The 15,372-nt window shown below is 72.1% G+C and carries 17 protein-coding genes and 3 tRNA genes; 5 read left to right on the top strand and 15 right to left on the bottom strand.

The annotated features are described in order from the left end of the window. Nucleotides 1-88 precede the first annotated feature (88 nt). Together B9W62_RS15810 and B9W62_RS15815 are read right to left on the bottom strand one after the other, a co-directional pair. Nucleotides 89-1,144, bottom strand: coding sequence for a UDP-N-acetylmuramate dehydrogenase (locus B9W62_RS15810; RefSeq protein WP_087807766.1), 1,056 nt, complete (start codon nucleotides 1,142-1,144; stop codon nucleotides 89-91). An 87-nt stretch (nucleotides 1,145-1,231) separates the two neighbouring features. Continuing rightward, nucleotides 1,232-1,834, bottom strand: coding sequence for a TetR/AcrR family transcriptional regulator (locus B9W62_RS15815; protein WP_087807767.1), 603 nt, complete (start codon nucleotides 1,832-1,834; stop codon nucleotides 1,232-1,234). A 140-nt stretch (nucleotides 1,835-1,974) separates the two neighbouring features. On the opposite strand from B9W62_RS15815, the gene B9W62_RS15820 reads away from it, so the two are divergent. Beyond that, entirely contained in the window at nucleotides 1,975-2,820 is an 846-nt protein-coding gene (locus B9W62_RS15820; protein ID WP_087807768.1) for a class I SAM-dependent methyltransferase, read from the top strand. Between the two features lie 148 nt (nucleotides 2,821-2,968). Here the strand turns inward: B9W62_RS15820 and B9W62_RS15825 are convergent, their stop codons facing one another. The 5 genes from B9W62_RS15825 to B9W62_RS15845 all read right to left on the bottom strand — a co-directional run bounded on the left by B9W62_RS15825 (nucleotide 2,969) and on the right by B9W62_RS15845 (nucleotide 4,438). Then, nucleotides 2,969-3,397, bottom strand: coding sequence for a MaoC family dehydratase (locus tag B9W62_RS15825; protein ID WP_087811929.1), 429 nt, complete (start codon nucleotides 3,395-3,397; stop codon nucleotides 2,969-2,971). A 19-nt stretch (nucleotides 3,398-3,416) separates the two neighbouring features. Next, nucleotides 3,417-3,869, bottom strand: coding sequence for a MaoC family dehydratase N-terminal domain-containing protein (locus tag B9W62_RS15830; protein WP_087807769.1), 453 nt, complete (start codon nucleotides 3,867-3,869; stop codon nucleotides 3,417-3,419). Nucleotides 3,870-3,992: 123 nt separating this feature from the next. Beyond that, nucleotides 3,993-4,157, bottom strand: a complete 165-nt coding sequence (gene rpmG, locus B9W62_RS15835) for a 50S ribosomal protein L33 (RefSeq protein WP_003948671.1) — start codon at nucleotides 4,155-4,157, stop codon at nucleotides 3,993-3,995. Nucleotides 4,158-4,246: 89 nt separating this feature from the next. Continuing rightward, a tRNA-Met gene (locus B9W62_RS15840) sits at nucleotides 4,247-4,319 on the bottom strand. A gap of 46 nt (nucleotides 4,320-4,365) precedes the next feature. Further along, a tRNA-Thr gene (locus B9W62_RS15845) sits at nucleotides 4,366-4,438 on the bottom strand. 234 nt (nucleotides 4,439-4,672) lie between these two features. Here B9W62_RS15845 and B9W62_RS15850 point away from each other — a divergent pair. Next, nucleotides 4,673-6,163, top strand: coding sequence for an amidohydrolase family protein (locus tag B9W62_RS15850; RefSeq protein WP_256976410.1), 1,491 nt, complete (start codon nucleotides 4,673-4,675; stop codon nucleotides 6,161-6,163). A 131-nt stretch (nucleotides 6,164-6,294) separates the two neighbouring features. Then, nucleotides 6,295-6,951: an SDR family oxidoreductase gene (locus B9W62_RS15855; RefSeq protein WP_087807770.1), complete on the top strand. Its 657-nt coding sequence runs from the start codon at nucleotides 6,295-6,297 to the stop codon at nucleotides 6,949-6,951. Between the two features lie 67 nt (nucleotides 6,952-7,018). Here the strand turns inward: B9W62_RS15855 and B9W62_RS15860 are convergent, their stop codons facing one another. Both B9W62_RS15860 and B9W62_RS15865 read right to left on the bottom strand, forming a co-directional pair. Further along, complete coding sequence (locus B9W62_RS15860) at nucleotides 7,019-7,237, bottom strand: hypothetical protein (protein WP_087807771.1); 219 nt, start codon at nucleotides 7,235-7,237, stop codon at nucleotides 7,019-7,021. Nucleotides 7,238-7,362: 125 nt separating this feature from the next. Further along, nucleotides 7,363-7,444, bottom strand: a tRNA-Tyr gene (locus B9W62_RS15865). 235 nt (nucleotides 7,445-7,679) lie between these two features. Between B9W62_RS15865 and B9W62_RS15870 the strand changes: the two genes are divergently transcribed. After that, on the top strand, nucleotides 7,680-8,168 hold the full coding sequence (locus B9W62_RS15870) for a YajQ family cyclic di-GMP-binding protein (RefSeq protein ID WP_087807772.1): 489 nt from the start codon (nucleotides 7,680-7,682) through the stop codon (nucleotides 8,166-8,168). 72 nt (nucleotides 8,169-8,240) lie between these two features. Here the strand turns inward: B9W62_RS15870 and B9W62_RS15875 are convergent, their stop codons facing one another. After that, nucleotides 8,241-8,507, bottom strand: a complete 267-nt coding sequence (locus B9W62_RS15875; protein WP_087807773.1) for a GlsB/YeaQ/YmgE family stress response membrane protein — start codon at nucleotides 8,505-8,507, stop codon at nucleotides 8,241-8,243. Nucleotides 8,508-8,647: 140 nt separating this feature from the next. Here B9W62_RS15875 and B9W62_RS15880 point away from each other — a divergent pair, with 140 nt between their 5' ends. Further along, on the top strand, nucleotides 8,648-9,895 hold the full coding sequence (locus tag B9W62_RS15880; RefSeq protein ID WP_087807774.1) for an APC family permease: 1,248 nt from the start codon (nucleotides 8,648-8,650) through the stop codon (nucleotides 9,893-9,895). Between the two features lie 96 nt (nucleotides 9,896-9,991). On the opposite strand, the gene B9W62_RS15885 is transcribed toward B9W62_RS15880, so the two are convergent. The 5 genes from B9W62_RS15885 to B9W62_RS15905 form a co-directional block, all read right to left on the bottom strand. After that, nucleotides 9,992-10,585 carry an SMI1/KNR4 family protein gene (locus B9W62_RS15885; protein ID WP_087807775.1) on the bottom strand — a complete coding sequence of 198 codons (594 nt, stop codon included), beginning with the start codon at nucleotides 10,583-10,585 and terminating at the stop codon, nucleotides 9,992-9,994. Nucleotides 10,586-10,681: 96 nt separating this feature from the next. Then, nucleotides 10,682-11,098 carry a YccF domain-containing protein gene (locus B9W62_RS15890; RefSeq protein WP_087807776.1) on the bottom strand — a complete coding sequence of 139 codons (417 nt, stop codon included), beginning with the start codon at nucleotides 11,096-11,098 and terminating at the stop codon, nucleotides 10,682-10,684. Beyond that, nucleotides 11,095-11,958: a zinc metalloprotease HtpX gene (htpX, locus tag B9W62_RS15895; RefSeq protein WP_087807777.1), complete on the bottom strand. Its 864-nt coding sequence runs from the start codon at nucleotides 11,956-11,958 to the stop codon at nucleotides 11,095-11,097. The genes B9W62_RS15890 and htpX overlap by 4 nt, the downstream gene beginning before the upstream one ends. Nucleotides 11,959-12,220: 262 nt before the next feature. Beyond that, nucleotides 12,221-13,768 carry an NADH-quinone oxidoreductase subunit N gene (locus B9W62_RS15900; RefSeq protein WP_087807778.1) on the bottom strand — a complete coding sequence of 516 codons (1,548 nt, stop codon included), beginning with the start codon at nucleotides 13,766-13,768 and terminating at the stop codon, nucleotides 12,221-12,223. Further along, nucleotides 13,765-15,369, bottom strand: coding sequence for an NADH-quinone oxidoreductase subunit M (locus B9W62_RS15905; RefSeq protein ID WP_087807779.1), 1,605 nt, complete (start codon nucleotides 15,367-15,369; stop codon nucleotides 13,765-13,767). The genes B9W62_RS15900 and B9W62_RS15905 overlap by 4 nt, the downstream gene beginning before the upstream one ends. Between the last annotated feature and the right edge of the window lie 3 nt (nucleotides 15,370-15,372).

The raw sequence follows: 15,372 nt of genomic DNA on the forward strand, positions 1-15,372 counted from the left end.
AGCGGCACCCCGCTACGCCGGGTCGCGCTCCCCTCACGCCCGCACCCACGCCAGGTGTCGGGGCAACGCCGGCGCCGGAGACGCCGGGCTACAGGGCGACGCCCACCGTCACCGGTTCGTTGACCAGCGTCACCCCGAAGGCCTCGTGGACCCCGGCGACGACCTCGCGGGCCAGCGCGAGCAGGTCCTCGGTCGTCGCCTCACCGCGGTTGGTGAGCGCGAGGGTGTGCTTGGTGGAGATGCGGGCGGGGCCGGTGCCGTACCCCTTGGTGAAGCCCGCCTTGTCGATCAGCCAGGCCGCGGAGGTCTTGACGCGCCCCTCCCCGGCCGGGAAGGCGGGCGGCTCCGCGGCGTCCCCGAGGCGCTCGGCGACGCGGGAGCGGAAGGCGGCGAACTCCTCGTCCGTGAGGATCGGGTTGGTGAAGAACGACCCGGCCGACCAGGTGTCGTGGTCCTCGGGGTCCAGCACCATGCCCTTCCCCGCGCGCAGCCTCAGCACCGTCTCCCGGGCGGCCGTCAGCAGCACCCGCTCACCTGCCTCGACGCCGAGGGCGCGGGCCGTCTCGGCGTAGCGCAGCGGCGCGGAGAGACCGCCGGCGTCCTCCAGCTCGAAGCGGACACGCAGGACGACGTACCGCTCGGGCTCGGCCTTGAAGCGGCTGTGGCGGTAGGAGAAGGCGCAGTCGGCGTTGGAGAGGGCGACCGTCTCGCGGCTCCGGCGGTCGTACGCGGTGACCTCGGTGATCGTGGCGGACACCTCCTGGCCGTACGCCCCGACGTTCTGGATCGGGGTCGCGCCCGCCGAGCCGGGGATGCCGGCCAGGCACTCGACGCCCGCCAGGCCCGCCTCGACGGTGCGGGCGACGGCGTCGGTCCAGATCTCGCCGGCCGCCAGCTCCAGCGTCGTGCCGTCGAGGGAGAAGCCGCGGGTGGCGATGTGCAGGGCGGTGCCGTCGAAGCCCTTGTCGCCGATGACCAGGTTGGATCCGCCGCCGATGAGCAGCAGCGGGGTCCCGGTGTCGTCGGCCTCGCGGACGGCGGCGATCACCTCGGCGTCGGTGGTGGCCGTGACCAGCCGGGTCGCGGGCCCGCCCAGGCGGAAGGTGGTCAGCGGGGCGAGAGGGGCGTCGTGGAGTTCCTGCACGCGCTCAAGACTACGAGACGGCACGGACAGCCCCGGGCAGCGGGAAACACAGGGGACGGGAGGCGGGCCACAGGCTACGGGGCCGGGTCAGCGCGGCCGCCGTTGCAGGACATCGGCGAGCACCGTGTGCACGAGCTTGCCCACGGCCGCCGTGTCCGGCGGGCCCGGGTCACGGTCCGCGAACAGGAGATGCCCCCCGCCGACCAGCGAGAGGGTGAGCGAGTCGATGTCGGCGTCGGCCGAGATACGGCCCCTCGCGCGCTCGTCGGCCAGGTAGGCGGAGACCGCCGAAGTGACCTGGGCGAGGATCGCGATGCCGCCCCCGGGCATGGCCTGCCGCAGCCGGGCCCGCAGCTCGTCCCGGAAGGTGATGAGCGGGATGATCGCCACGGGGACCGGCCCGAAGAGGGTGGTCAGCGCGTCGGTGAGGTTGTCGGCCACGGCACCGGTGCCGGCGGCCTCGCGCAGCGCCAGCGCCGGCGTCTCCAGCTGCGCGGCCCGGTCGAGCACAAGCTCGGCGAGGAAGGCGTCGAAGTCGGCGAAATGCCGGTGCAGGACGCCCTTGGCGCAGCCCGCCTCGTCGGTGACGGCCCGGCTGGTCAGCCCGTTCGGGCCCGCTCGCAGCAGTACGCGTTCCGCAGCGTCGAACAGCTGCTGACGCGCGTCGCGAAGGTGCACTCCGGTCGGCAACGTACGAACCCCTTCCGTGCGCCAGGCGGTCCTGGCGTCCGTCGACTCGCGGGCACCTCGCCCCTGGCCGCCCGCCTGCCCGATGTCGTGGGCGGCTGCCCACTCTTGGCGCGTGGGCAACTGCCCACTAAGGTGAACGCATGCCCACTCTACCTCCGCCTCCGCCCCCGCTTCCGCCCGAGGAAAGGGGGCCGGCACCGCTGCACCAGGCCCGACGGACCGCCGAGTCCTTCGGCGCGGACGCGCACCGCTACGACCGGGCCCGGCCGAGCTACCCCGACGCCCTGGTGACGCGCGTCGTCGGGGGGCGGCCGCAGCCGGACGTACTCGACATCGGCTGCGGCACCGGCATCGCGGCCCGGCAGTTCCAGGCCGCCGGCTGCACCGTGCTCGGCGTCGAGCCGGACGCGCGGATGGCCGACTTCGCGCGGGCCCGCGGCCTGCCGGTGGAGGTCGCGACCTTCGAGACCTGGGAACCGGCAGGCCGGACGTTCGACGCCGTGATCGCCGCCCAGTCGTGGCACTGGGTGGACCCGGCCGCCGGCACCCTCAAGACGGCCCGGGTACTGCGTCCGCACGGACGCCTGGCCATCTTCGGGCACGTGTTCGAGCCCCCGTCCGAGGTGGCCGAGCCGCTCGCGGCCGCCCTCCGCCGGGTCGCGCCCGATTCGCCGTTCGGCAATCAGCCGGCGCGGCGCCCCCTGGAGACGTACCAGGCGGGGTACGCGAAGATCGCCGAGGGGATCCGGGAGACCGGGCGGTTCGACGAGCCGGAGCAGTGGCGCTTCGACTGGCAGCGGCCCTACACGCGCGACCAGTGGCTGGAACTGCTCCCCACCACCGGCGGCCTCACCCGGCTCGACTCCGGCCAACTGGCCGAGATACTGGGCGCGGTCGGCCACGCCATCGACGCGCTGGGCGGCCGCTTCACCATGCACTACACGACGCTGGTGACCACGGCGGTACGCGCCGCCGCCCACCGCTGACCCGCTCACCCCGACCGAGCGGGAGTGGGGGGGAGGAACGGAGGAAGGACCGGGCCGGGGCTGGCGCGGGGTGGGGCGGGGTGGGGCGGGGCCGACAGCCGGCCGGACAGCCGGGCAGCCGGCCCGACAGGGACCGTGGAGGAACCGGTCAGCCCAGTCGTACGACCGCCCGGGACATGCCGAGGACCTTCTGGCCGCCGCTGGTGGCCGTGAGGTCGACGCGGACGGTGTTGTCGTCGAGCTTGGCCGCCACCTTGCCGCTGACCTCGATCACGGCACCCTGGTCGTCGTTCGGGACGACGACGGGCCTGGTGAAGCGGACGCCGTACTCCACGACCGCGCCCGGGTCGCCGGTCCAGTCGGTGACCACACGGATCGCCTCGGCCATGGTGAACATGCCGTGCGCGATGACGTCCGGCAGGCCCACCTCCTTGGCGAACTTCTCGTTCCAGTGGATCGGGTTGAAGTCGCCGGAGGCGCCCGCGTACCGCACGAGTGTGGCGCGGTCCACGGGGAAGCTCTGCGCGGGCAGTTCGGTGCCGACCTCGACGTCGCCGTACGCGACCTTCGCCGTCAGGGGGTTCGTCATCGGACGCTCACGCCTCCTCGGCCGCGCGGGCCACGAGCTTGGTCCAGGCGGTCACGACGTGCTCGCCGGCCTCGTCGTGGACCTCGCCGCGGATGTCCAGGATGTCGTTGCCGGCCATCGACTTGACCGCCTCGATGGTCGAGGTGACGGTGAGCCGGTCACCGGCCCGCACCGGGCGGACGTAGGCGAACTTCTGGTCGCCGTGCACCACCCGGCTGTAGTCCAGCCCGAGCTGCGGATCCTCGATGACCTGGCCGGCCGCCTTGAACGTGATGGAGAACACGAAGGTCGGCGGAGCGATCACGTCGGGATGGCCGAGCGCCTTCGCGGCCTCCGGGTCGGTGTACGCCGGATTGGCGTCCCCCACCGCCTCCGCGAACTCGCGGATCTTCTCCCGGCCCACCTCGTAGGGCGCGGTGGGCGGATAAGTCCGCCCCACGAACGACTGGTCGAGCGCCATGGACTCGCAACCTCCTGCTGCTCTTCGTATCCGTGTCGCATTGGGTGTCGACGAGCGACGGTGACAACGACACGAGGCCGCCCCCAAGCCTCGGGGACGGCCTCGTGTACGAGCCTGATCTGACTATCGCGTCTCGCGGTGCGCGGTGTGCGCATTGCAACGCGGGCAGTGCTTCTTCATCTCCAGTCGGTCCGGGTTGTTACGCCGGTTCTTCTTGGTGATGTAGTTCCGCTCCTTGCACTCCACGCAGGCCAGCGTGATCTTCGGGCGGACGTCGGTGGCAGCCACGTGAGTGCACTCCTTGACGAACGGATTGATGGTATTAACGCAAAAGAGTAGCCGATTGAAGGACCGACCCCGCAATCGGCTACTGAGAGTAGCGGTGACCGGACTTGAACCGGTGACACAGCGATTATGAGCCGCTTGCTCTACCGACTGAGCTACACCGCTGTGATGTGATCGGGCCCCGCCTCACGGCGGGAACCTCTCACACCAGAGCCCCAATACGGAATCGAACCGTAGACCTTCTCCTTACCATGGAGACGCTCTACCGACTGAGCTATTGGGGCGAGCGATGAAGACATTACACGGTCGCCCGCCGTTCGCCCAAATCCGTTTCGCCGCCCCTGCCCCGTCCCGTCCCGACCGCCCGCGGGACGTCCGAACCGCACGGGACGGGACGGGACCGCACCGGTACGACTATTGCGCTCCTCCGCGCCACGGGCTGATCACCGTCCTAGGCTCGACTCACTCTGCGTGATCTTGCGTCCCCCACTGCGCAGCCCCGAGCCCAGAGGAGCGAGATGCCCGACAGCCAGCCGCAGCCGCCCCACTCGCCCTCCCCCTCGGACCCCGCCGACCGCGGCTCGCTCCTGCTCTCCGGGGCGCGGCTCACCGACGGCCGGACCGTGGACGTGCGGCTCCACGGCGGGCGCATCGAGGCCGTCGGTACGGCCGGCAGCCTCACCCCGCGCCGCACCCTCGGCAGCCTGCCCCCGGGACGCGCGCCCGGCCCCGGCACCGGCCCCGGCACCGGCCCCGGCCGCCCTGGCTCCGCCTCCGACGGTCACCCGCACCCCGGCGGCCACCTCGACCTGAGCGGCTACCTGCTGCTCCCGGCCCCGGCCGATCCCCACGTGCACGCCGACACGGCACTCACGGCGGACGCCCCCGGCCCCGTCTCCTACCAGCCCGAGGACGTCCAGCGCCGGGCCACCGAGGCCGCCCTGCTCCAGCTGGGACACGGCGCCACCGCGCTCCGGGCGCACGTACGGGTGGGCGACGTCGCGGGGCTCGGCGCCATGACCGCCGTCCTGCGGACCCGCCGCTCCCTGCGCGGGCTCACCGAGCTGGCCGCGGTGGCGATGCCGAGGGTGCTGACCGGAGTGGCCGGCGCCGACGGGCTGGCGCTGCTGCGGGACGCGGTCAAGATGGGCGCCGACGTGGTGGGCGGGTGTCCCGACCTGGACCCCGATCCGGCGGGTTACGTGGAGGCGGTCCTGGAGGTCGCCGCCGAGCACGGCTGCCCGGTCGACCTGCACACGGACGCCGCCGACCCGGCGCGGCTGGCCCGGCTGGCGGCCATGGCGGGCGGGCTGCGCCCCGGAGTCGCCATCGGCCCCTGCGACGGCCTGGGCCGACTGCCCGCCGACGCGGTCTCCCGGGCCGCGGACCAGCTCGCGGCGGCGGGAGTGACGGTGGTCTGCCTGCCGCAGGGCGCCTGCGGGACGGTGGACCGGCCCGACGGCACGGCTCCGGTACGGCTGCTGCGGGCGGCCGGGGTACGGGTCGCCGCCGGCAGCGGTGCGCTGCGGGACGTGTCCAACCCGGTCGGGCGCGGCGACCCCCTGGAGGCCGCCTACCTGCTGGCCTCGCGCCACGGGCTGCGCCCCGAGGAGGCCTACGAGACCGTGAGCACGGCGGCCCGGTCGGCCCTCGGCCTGCCCAAGGTACGGGTGGAGGCGGGATTCCCGGCCGAACTCGTCGCCGTGCGCGGGGACCGGCTGTCGGGCGCGCTGTCGCTGGCGTACAGCCGGATCGTCGTGCACCGGGGGCGGGTGGTGGCGCGGACCAGCGCGGTACGGGAGTACGGCGACTCGACCACCGCGCCGGACCTGGGGCTGCCCCGACAGGGCGGTGGCGGCCGGGGACGCCGTGCCGGGCGCGGCGGTCCCGGTGGTGCCGGCGGTCCCGGTGATACCGGCCGTCCTGGTGGTCCTGGCGGTGGTGGTGGACGTGGCGGCGGCGGTGGTGGTGGGCGTGGCGGTGGTGGTGGGCGTGGGGACATGACCTGAGGGAGGGCCGCAGCGGGCGCGGCACGCGGGACCCGGTCGGCGCGGCGCGGCGCACGCCGCCGAAGTCGCGCGGCCCCGGGGTGGTCGAAGTCGTGCGGCGCGTGCGGGCGTCGGGGCGTACGGTCGAAGACATGCGCATTGTCATCGCTGGTGGTCATGGTCAGATCGCGCTGCGGCTGGAGCGGTTGCTCGCCGCGCGCGGTGACGAGGTGGCGGGCATCGTCCGCAAGGCGGAGCAGGCCGACGATCTGCGCGCGGCGGGCGCCGAACCGGTCGTGCTGGACCTGGAGTCGGCCTCCGTCGAGGAGGTCGCGGAGCGGCTGCGCGGCGCGGACGCGGCGGTCTTCGCCGCGGGCGCGGGTCCCGGCAGCGGGGCGGCCCGCAAGGACACGGTGGACAAGGCGGCCGCAGTTCTCTTCGCGGACGCGGCCGTCCGGGCGGGCGTACGGCGCTTCCTGGTCGTGTCGTCCATGGGCGCCGACCCCCGGCACCAGGGGGACGAGATCTTCGACGTCTACCTGCGCGCCAAGGGCGAGGCGGACGCGTACGTCAGCTCGCTCGACGCCCTGGACTGGACGATCCTGCGCCCCGGTGCCCTGACGGACGACGCGGGCACGGGCCTGGTGCGGCTGGAGGCACACACCGGCCGCGGCCCCGTTCCGCGCGACGACGTCGCCGCCGTCCTGGCGGAACTGGTCGACACCCCGGCCACCAACGGCCTGACCCTGGAGCTGATCAGCGGTTCGGCGCCGGTGTCGGTGGCGGTGAAGTCGGTGGCCGGGAACTGAGAGCGGCGGAGCGGCCGGGGCTCGGGGCGCTCACGAAGGCCGACAGGGGCTGGAAGGGCCGGCGCGGCTAGAAGAGGGGCAGCTGCCCGGGGAAGTCGGGGACGACGTACCCGTCCAAGGACGGCTGCGCCGCACCGAGTTGCGCCGAACGGCGCGATCCCGGGCAGGACACCAGCTCTCCGCTTCCCCGCGCGCCGGGCGGATCGTGGCGCGCGTACCGCCCCGCGACGACGGCGATCTCGCGACGGCACTCGGGGCAGGTTCTGCGACGGGAGGACGAGGCCATGCCACCAGTCTGCCCGCACACCGCCAAGGTGCGCCGAGCCCACGCCCCCTCGGACGGCCCGACTCATGACGAAAGGCCCCGTGACCTGCTATTCGGACAGGTCACGGGGCCTTTTCGTTCCCGTGTGGCGGCGCCAGGATTCGAACCTGGGAAGGCTGAGCCGGCAGATTTACAGTCTGCTCCCTTTGGCCGCTCGGGCACACCGCCGGGGTTCGCTGCCCGTCGAACCGCTGGTGGGCGGTGCTCCGTGGCAACGACGTAAACAATACCTGATGTGGAGGGGTGCTTCGCCACCCGATTGATCGCCGCCCGGACCGCGGCGGGTGGCTAGGCTTGTCCGGATGCGGTCGAGGACCCTGCCGGGCCCGGCGGCCGCCGACGTATGCCGGTACGGACCCGATACGCGGCCCGACACGCACCCAGATACAAGGAGCCACAGGACATGGCCGACTCCAGTTTCGACATCGTCTCGAAGGTCGAGCGGCAGGAGGTCGACAACGCCCTCAACCAGGCCGCCAAGGAGATTTCGCAGCGTTACGACTTCAAGGGCGTGGGGGCCTCGATCTCGTGGTCCGGGGAGAAGATCCTCATGGAGGCCAACTCCGAGGACCGGGTGACCGCGGTCCTCGACGTCTTCCAGTCCAAGCTGATCAAGCGCGGCATCTCGCTCAAGGCTCTGGACGCGGGCGAGCCGCAGCTCTCCGGCAAGGAGTACAAGATCTTCGCGTCGATCGAGGAGGGCATCTCCCAGGACAACGCGAAGAAGGTGGCCAAGCTCATTCGCGACGAGGGCCCCAAGGGCGTGAAGGCCCAGGTGCAGGGCGAGGAACTGCGGGTCTCCTCGAAGAGCCGGGACGATCTTCAGACCGTGATCGCCCTGCTCAAGGGCCAGGACTTCGACTTCGCGCTGCAGTTCGTCAACTACCGGTGATCCGCTGAACCGGGACGGAAAAGGGTGGGCACCCCGGCGGTGCCCACCCTTTCTCGTCCGGTCTGCGCGTGTTCAGTCGCGCGAGTTGCCGAACAGGAGCCGGTAGGCGACCAGGAGCACCAGCGAACCGCCGATCGCCGCCGCCCAGGTGGCGCCGTCGTAGAAGTCCTTGCTGACCGGGTGGTCGAGCCAGCGGGCCGATATCCAGCCGCCGAGGAAGGCGCCCGCGATGCCGATGAGGGTGGTGCCGACGAGCCCTCCGGGGTCGCGGCCCGGCAGCAGGAACTTGGCGATGGCTCCGGCCAACAGTCCGAGGATGATCCAGCTGATGACGGTCATGCCCTGACCCTGCCCTTTCTCTCTGTGCCCACACGGTGCCAGTGCTGCGGGCCGTTCCTCCGCGCGGTGTTCATGTCGTCTTGGTGGAGGAGACGTTCCGACCGCGCCGGGTGGTTGCGCCGATCAGTAGGGTGCGACCCATGACACCTGGGGGTTCAGAGCTGCGTCGCACCCTCGGCCTGGGCGACGCCGTCGTCGTGGGGCTCGGTTCCATGATCGGTGCCGGGGTCTTCGCCGCCTTCGCGCCGGCGGCGCGCGCAGCCGGTTCGGGACTGCTCCTCGCCCTTGCCGTGGCGGCCGTCGTCGCCTACTGCAACGCCATGTCGTCGGCCAGGCTGGCCGCCCGGTATCCGGCCTCGGGTGGCACCTACGTCTACGGGCGTGAGCGGCTCGGGGAGTTCTGGGGCTATCTCGCGGGCTGGTCGTTCGTCGTCGGGAAGACGGCCTCCTGTGCAGCCATGGCGCTCACCGTGGGCGCGTACCTCTGGCCGGAGCAGGCGCACGCGGTGGCGGTCGCCGCCGTGGTGGCGCTGACCGCGGTGAACTACGGCGGGATCCACAAGTCCGCCTGGCTGACACGGGTGATCGTGGCGGTGGTCCTCGCTGTCCTCGCTTCCGTGGTGGTGGTGGTGTGTCTCGGGTCGGGGCGAGCCGACGCCGCGCGGCTGGACATCGGCCTGTCGGGTGGCACCAGCGGGCTCCTGCAAGCGGCCGGCCTGCTGTTCTTCGCGTTCGCCGGGTACGCGCGCGTCGCGACCCTCGGTGAGGAGGTGCGGGACCCACGGCGCACCATCCCGCGCGCGATCCCACTGGCGCTGGCGCTCACCCTGGCGGTGTACGGGTGTGTCGCGGTGGCTGTCCTTTCCGTGCTGGGCCCGGCCGGTCTGGGGAAGGCGACGGCGCCGCTGGCCGACGCGGTGGAGGCGGCCGGCCTGCCCGGGCTGGCGCCGGTCGTGCGGGTGGGTGCCGCCGTAGCCGCCCTGGGGTCGCTGCTGGCGCTGATCCTGGGTGTCTCACGGACGACGCTGGCCATGGCCCGGGACGGTCATCTGCCCCGGGCGCTGGCCGCGGTACATCCGCGCTTCCGGGTACCGCACCGGGCGGAGCTGGCCGTGGGCGCGGTGGTCGCGGTCCTGGCGGCGACGGTGGACGTGCGGGGGGCGATCGGCTTCTCCTCCTTCGGTGTGCTGGCGTACTACGCCGTGGCCAACGCCTCGGCCTGGACGCTCGACGCGTCGCGGGTGTCTCGGGTCGTACCGGCGCTGGGACTGGTCGGCTGTGTGCTGCTCGCGTTCTCGCTTCCGGCGGTGTCGGTGGTCGTGGGTGTGGGTGTGCTGGCGGTGGGTGTGGTGGCGTACGGGGTGCGGGGGCAGCAAGTCCCCCGGTAGACGGCGGCTGGGTGGGGGCGACTAGGGGGTCCCGCGTGGTGGTCCCCGCGTCCGCCCCGCGGTGTGTACCGGCGGCAGCGGCTCGGCCGGTGTCCCTCAGGACGCCTGTGCGGGCGACGCACCCGTCGTCGTGGGCCGTCCACCGGTACGTATGGGGAAGTCGTCCCAGGGGGGCGGCTCCGGGCCCTCGTGGTCCTCCTCGTACCAGCCCGTCCCCTCCGTCCAGGCGCGCAGCCAGTCGGCGAGGCTCGGGGCGTCGACGTACCAGGCATGGTCGGCGTCACCGGCGTTGGGCTCGAAGAGGAGGACGGTGGCCTGCGGGGAGCGGCAGTCGACGCACGCGTACATCGCGCAGCCCCAGTGGGATATGGGCAGGACGCCCTCGGGCCAGGGCCAGTCGGGGTCCTTCGCAGCGCTGTCGCGGTTGGCCAGGTACTGGGCGACGGCGGCGGGCTCGCTGGAGGGCGGGCTGTCGAGCAGGGGCAACAGACCGTACTCCGGACCGAACCCGCCGTCTCCTATGCGCAGGTACAGCTCGGCGAGGAGCGCGGGGAGGGGGAAGCCCAGGACCGCCTCGGCGCGGGCGGCCGTCGCCCCGTCCACGGGCTCGGGCAGGGAGGCCCACCCCCACGGCCGGGTGGTCCGCGCCTTGGCGGCCACCCGTTCCAGCAACTGCTCGTTCTCGCTCATGGGTTCATCATGCAGGCCGCCACGGACATCCGGGCGGGCCTGTGGACAACCCGGGGGCTGTGGACAACTCGGGTCACGAGAGCCCGCGCAAGACCTTCACCAGCCGGTCCGCTGCGTCGTTCCCGCAGCGGTGAACGGCTGGTCCGTGCGGACGATCTCGCGCCCCAGCGGAAGCAGTGAGACGGGGATCAGCTTGAAGTTGGCGATGCCGAGCGGGATGCCGATGATCGTGACGCACAGCACGATGCCGGTGACGATGTGGCCCAGGGCCAGCCACCAGCCGGCGAGGACGAGCCACAGCACGTTCCCGATGCAGGAGGGCGCTCCGGCGCCGCGCCGCTCGACCGTCGTGTACCCGAAGGGCCACAGGGCGTAGACGCCGATGCGGAAGGCCGCGACGCCGAAGGGAATTCCGATGATCGTGATGCAGAGCAGCGCGCCCGCGAGCAGGTAGCCGAGGAACAGCCAGAAGCCGCTGAGCACGAGCCAAATGACGTTGAGGATGGTCTTCACTGCTGACGACCTGCCATCTTTTCGAGTCGGGCGATTCGCTCCGCCATCGGCGGGTGGGTGGAGAACATCTTCGACAATCCCTGCCCGGGCCGGAAGGGGTTGGCGATCATCATGTGGCTGGCGGTCTCGAGCCGGGGCTCCGGGGGGAGCGGAAGCTGCTTGGTGCCGAGTTCCAGTTTGCGCAGGGCGTCGGCGAGAGCGAGTGGATCGCCGGTCAGCTGGGCTCCGGAGGCGTCGGCCTCGTACTCACGGGAACGGCTGATCGCCAGTTGAATGACGGTGGCGGCCAGCGGTCCGAGCAGCATGATGAGGAGCATGCCCAACAGGCCGGGTCCGTCATCGTCGTTGGACCGTCCCACGGGGATCAGCCAGGCGAAGTTGACCAGGAACATGATCACCGAGGCGAGGGCGCCGGCGACGGAGGAGATGAGGATGTCGCGGTTGTAGACGTGGCTGAGCTCGTGCCCGATGACGCCGCGCAGTTCGCGCTCGTCGAGCAGGCGCATGATGCCCTCGGTGCAGCACACGGCCGCGTTGCGCGGATTGCGGCCGGTCGCGAACGCGTTCGGTGCCTCCGTCGGAGAGATGTACAGGCGGGGCATCGGCTGGCGGGCCTGGGTGGAGAGGTCGCGGACCATGCGGTACAGCGCCGGGGCCTCGAACTCGCTGACCGGGCGGGCGCGCATGGCGCGGAGTGCGAGCTTGTCGCTGTTCCAGTACGCGTACGCGTTGGTGCCCAGGGCGACGAGGACGGCGACGACGAGCCCCGCTCGGCCGAAGAAGCTGCCGATGACGATGATGAGCGCGGACAGTCCCCCGAGGAGTACTGCGGTCCTGAGCCCGTTGTGCCGGCGGTGCACGGTACGCCCTCCAAGTCGTGCAGCAGGGGAACCCTTTGCTTGCTGGTCTCGCTCGCTGTGGTTGCTTCCTGGTCTCCGGTGCCACCGGTGCCGTGGGTGACACGTCCAGTGGACCCTTCCGTACTGGTCAACGCCAGGCGAGGGCCGCCAGTTCCCCGGCACCCCGCGCGGCACGTGTGGTCCGTACGGGTGACGCCCGCGGCGGGCGGCACGCGCGCGTGCCGGCGGGGTGCCGCACGCGCGCGTGGCCGGGCGGGTGGGTTCAGAAGAGCCCGGTGTCGGCGAAGCGCAGGATCAGCTGGGGTGCTCCGGAGAGGGCGACGGCGAGGACGGCGGTCACGGTGATCGCGGCCGTGAGGGGGGCGGGGGCACGGTGGCCGGCGGGCGCGTCCTCGGGCGCCCGGAACAGCAGAGCCGTCCATTGGAGGTAGTAGAAGAGCGCGATCACGACGTTGACGGCCATGACGACGGCCAGCCAGCCGAGTCCGGCGTCGACGGCCGCGGTGAACACCGTGACCTTGGCGAAGAGGCCGATGACCCCGGGCGGCAGTCCGGCGAGGCAGAGGAGGAAGAACGCCAGGAGCAGGGCGGTGAGGGGGTTGGACGCGTACAGGCCGCGGTAGTCCGCGACGCGGTTCAGGGCCCTCGTGCGGCCCACCAGCGCGGCCACCGCGAAAGCACCCAGGTTCACCGCGGCGTACATGAGGGCGTAGGCGACGGTCGAGCCGATCGAGTGCTCGGGGTCGTCGGAGTACGCGGCGGCCGCGATCGGCACCAGGAGATAGCCGGCCTGTCCGACGGACGACCAGGCGAGCAGGCGTACCGCGCTGTACGCGCGCGTGGCCTGCTGTCGGAGGGCGCCGACGTTGCCGACGGTCATGGTGAGCGCGGCCAGTGCCGCGAGGGCGGGGCCCCAGACGTCCGCGTAGGACGGCAGGGCGACGACCGTGATCAGGATGAGGCCGGAGAAGCCGACCGCCTTGCCGATCACGGACAGGTAGGCGGCGATCGGCAACGGGGCGCCCACGTAGGTGTCGGGCACCCAGAAGTGGAAGGGGACGGCGGCCGTCTTGAAGGCGAAGCCGACGAGGGTGAGGACGACGCCGGTCTGGGCGAGGGTGGTGAACTGCCCGTCGACCTGCTGGATGCGGTCGGCCACCTGGGTGAGGTAGAGGGTGCCGGTGGTGGCATAGACGAAGCTGATGCCCATGAGGCTGACCGCGGTCGCGGTGACCGAGGACAGGAAGAACTTCAGGGCCGCTTCGGAGGACCTGCGGTCGCCCTGCCGGAGGCCGACGAGGGCGAAGGCGGGCAGGGAGGCGACCTCCAGGGCGACGATCACGGTGGCGAGGTCGCGGGAGGCGGGCAGCAGGGCGGCGCCGGCCGCGGAGGAGAGGAGCAGGAACCAGTACTCGCCCTCGGGCAGTCCCCGGTCTGCGTCCTTGACCGCGGTGACGGACAACAGGGCGGTCAGCAGGGCGCCGCCGAGGACGAGGAACTGGATGGCGAGGGTGAAGGTGTCCGCGGTGTAGCTGCACACGCCGGGCTCGCCGGCCTGGCAGAACGTCGAGCGGTCGTCGTTCACCAGGGGCAGCAGCATGAGGGCGGAGGCGGCGAGTCCGGCGACCGAGATCCAGCCGAGCAGCGGCTTGCGGGCGTCCTTGACGAACAGGTCGGTGACCAGGACGACGAGTCCGACGACGGCCGTGATGGTGGGCGGCGCGATGGCGAGCCAGTCGACGGACTGGACGAGGTTCTGGGCCGGCGGCTGCGCCAGGGGCTCCGCGAGGAGCTGGGCCGGGGAGCTCATCGGGTGCCTCCTGAGAGGAGCTGCTGCACGGCCGGGTCGGTCAGCCCGAGGAGGGTCCTGGGCCACAGTCCGGCGACGACGGTGAGGACGACGAGCGGCGTCCAGGCGGCGAACTCGTACGTGCGCACGTCGGCGAGCTTCGGCTGCGGGACGTCCCGCGGTACGGCGCCCATGCAGACGCGGCGGACCACGATCAGCATGTACGCGGCGGTCAGCAGGGTGCCGAAGGCGGCGATGGCCATGAAGGTGAGGAAGGCGGGGCGGCTGAGGCCGTCGTGCGGGTCGAAGGCGCCGAACAGGGCGAGCATCTCGCCCCAGAACCCGGCCAGGCCCGGCAGCCCCAGCGAGGCGACCGCGGCGAAGGCGAGCAGGCCGCCGAGGCGCGGCGCCTTGCCGTACAGGGCGTGACCGGACTCCTCGGCGAGGGCGTCGAGGTCGGTGGTACCGGTGCGGTCCTTGAGCGCGCCGACCACGAAGAAGAGCAGGCCGGTGATGAGGCCGTGGGCGATGTTGGCGAAGAGGGCGCCGTTCACGCCGGTCGGGGTCATGGACGCGACGCCGAGCAGGACGAAGCCCATGTGGCCGACGGAGGAGTAGGCGATGAGGCGCTTGAGGTCGCCCTTGGCGCCTCTCCTGGCGAGGGCCAGGCAGGCCAGGGAGCCGTAGATGATGCCGACCACGGCGAAGGCGGCGAGGTAGGGCGCGAACGTGCGGAAGCCGTCCGGCGCGACCGGGAGCAGGATCCGGACGAACCCGTACGTGCCCATCTTCAGCAGGACACCGGCCAGCAGGACCGAGCCGACGGTCGGCGCGGCGGTGTGGGCGTCGGGCAGCCAGCTGTGCAGCGGCCACATCGGGGTCTTGACCGCGAGCCCGATGCCGATCGCCAGAACGGCGATGACCTGCACGGACGTGGTCAGCGAGCGGCCGTTGTCAGTGGCGAGTGCCACCATGTCGAATGTGCCCGCCGTGAGCCCGATCAGGAGCAGGCCGAGCAGCATGACGACGGAGCCGAGGAGCGTGAAGAGGATGAATTTCCAGGCGGCCCCGGCCCGTCCCTCGCCGCCCCAGCGGGCGATGAGGAAGTACATCGGGATGAGGACCGTCTCGAAGGCGAGGAAGAACAGGATCAGGTCGAGGACGGCGAAGGTCGCGAGGGTGCCGGACTCGAGGACGAGCAGCAGCGCGACGAATGCCTTCGGGTTCGCACCCGGAGCCCGCGGCGTCAGCCGCTCGTGTCGCTGCTTGAAGTACGAGTAGAGCGCGCAGAGGAAGGTCAGCAGCGCGGTCAGGACCAGCAGGGGGAGGGAGATGCCGTCGATGCCGAGGTGGATGCGCACGTCGAGTGCGGGGATCCAGCTGATGTCCGTGCTGGCCTGCATCTTCGACGGATGGTCGTGGTCGAAGCCGAGCACGAGGACGATCGCGGCGATGAGGACGGCACCGGTGACGGTGACGCCGTGCCGGAGCACGGCCTGCTCGGGTGACTTCCCCTTCAGCCCGGGCGGGGCCGGCAGAAGGGCGGCGGCGGCACCGAGGAGCGGGCCGACGACGATGAACGCGAGAAGGACCTGCATCACGGACTCGTTGATATCGATCACGCC

It is taken from the genome of Streptomyces sp. CS113 (assembly GCF_002188365.1).
Lineage (GTDB): Bacteria > Actinomycetota > Actinomycetes > Streptomycetales > Streptomycetaceae > Streptomyces > Streptomyces tendae.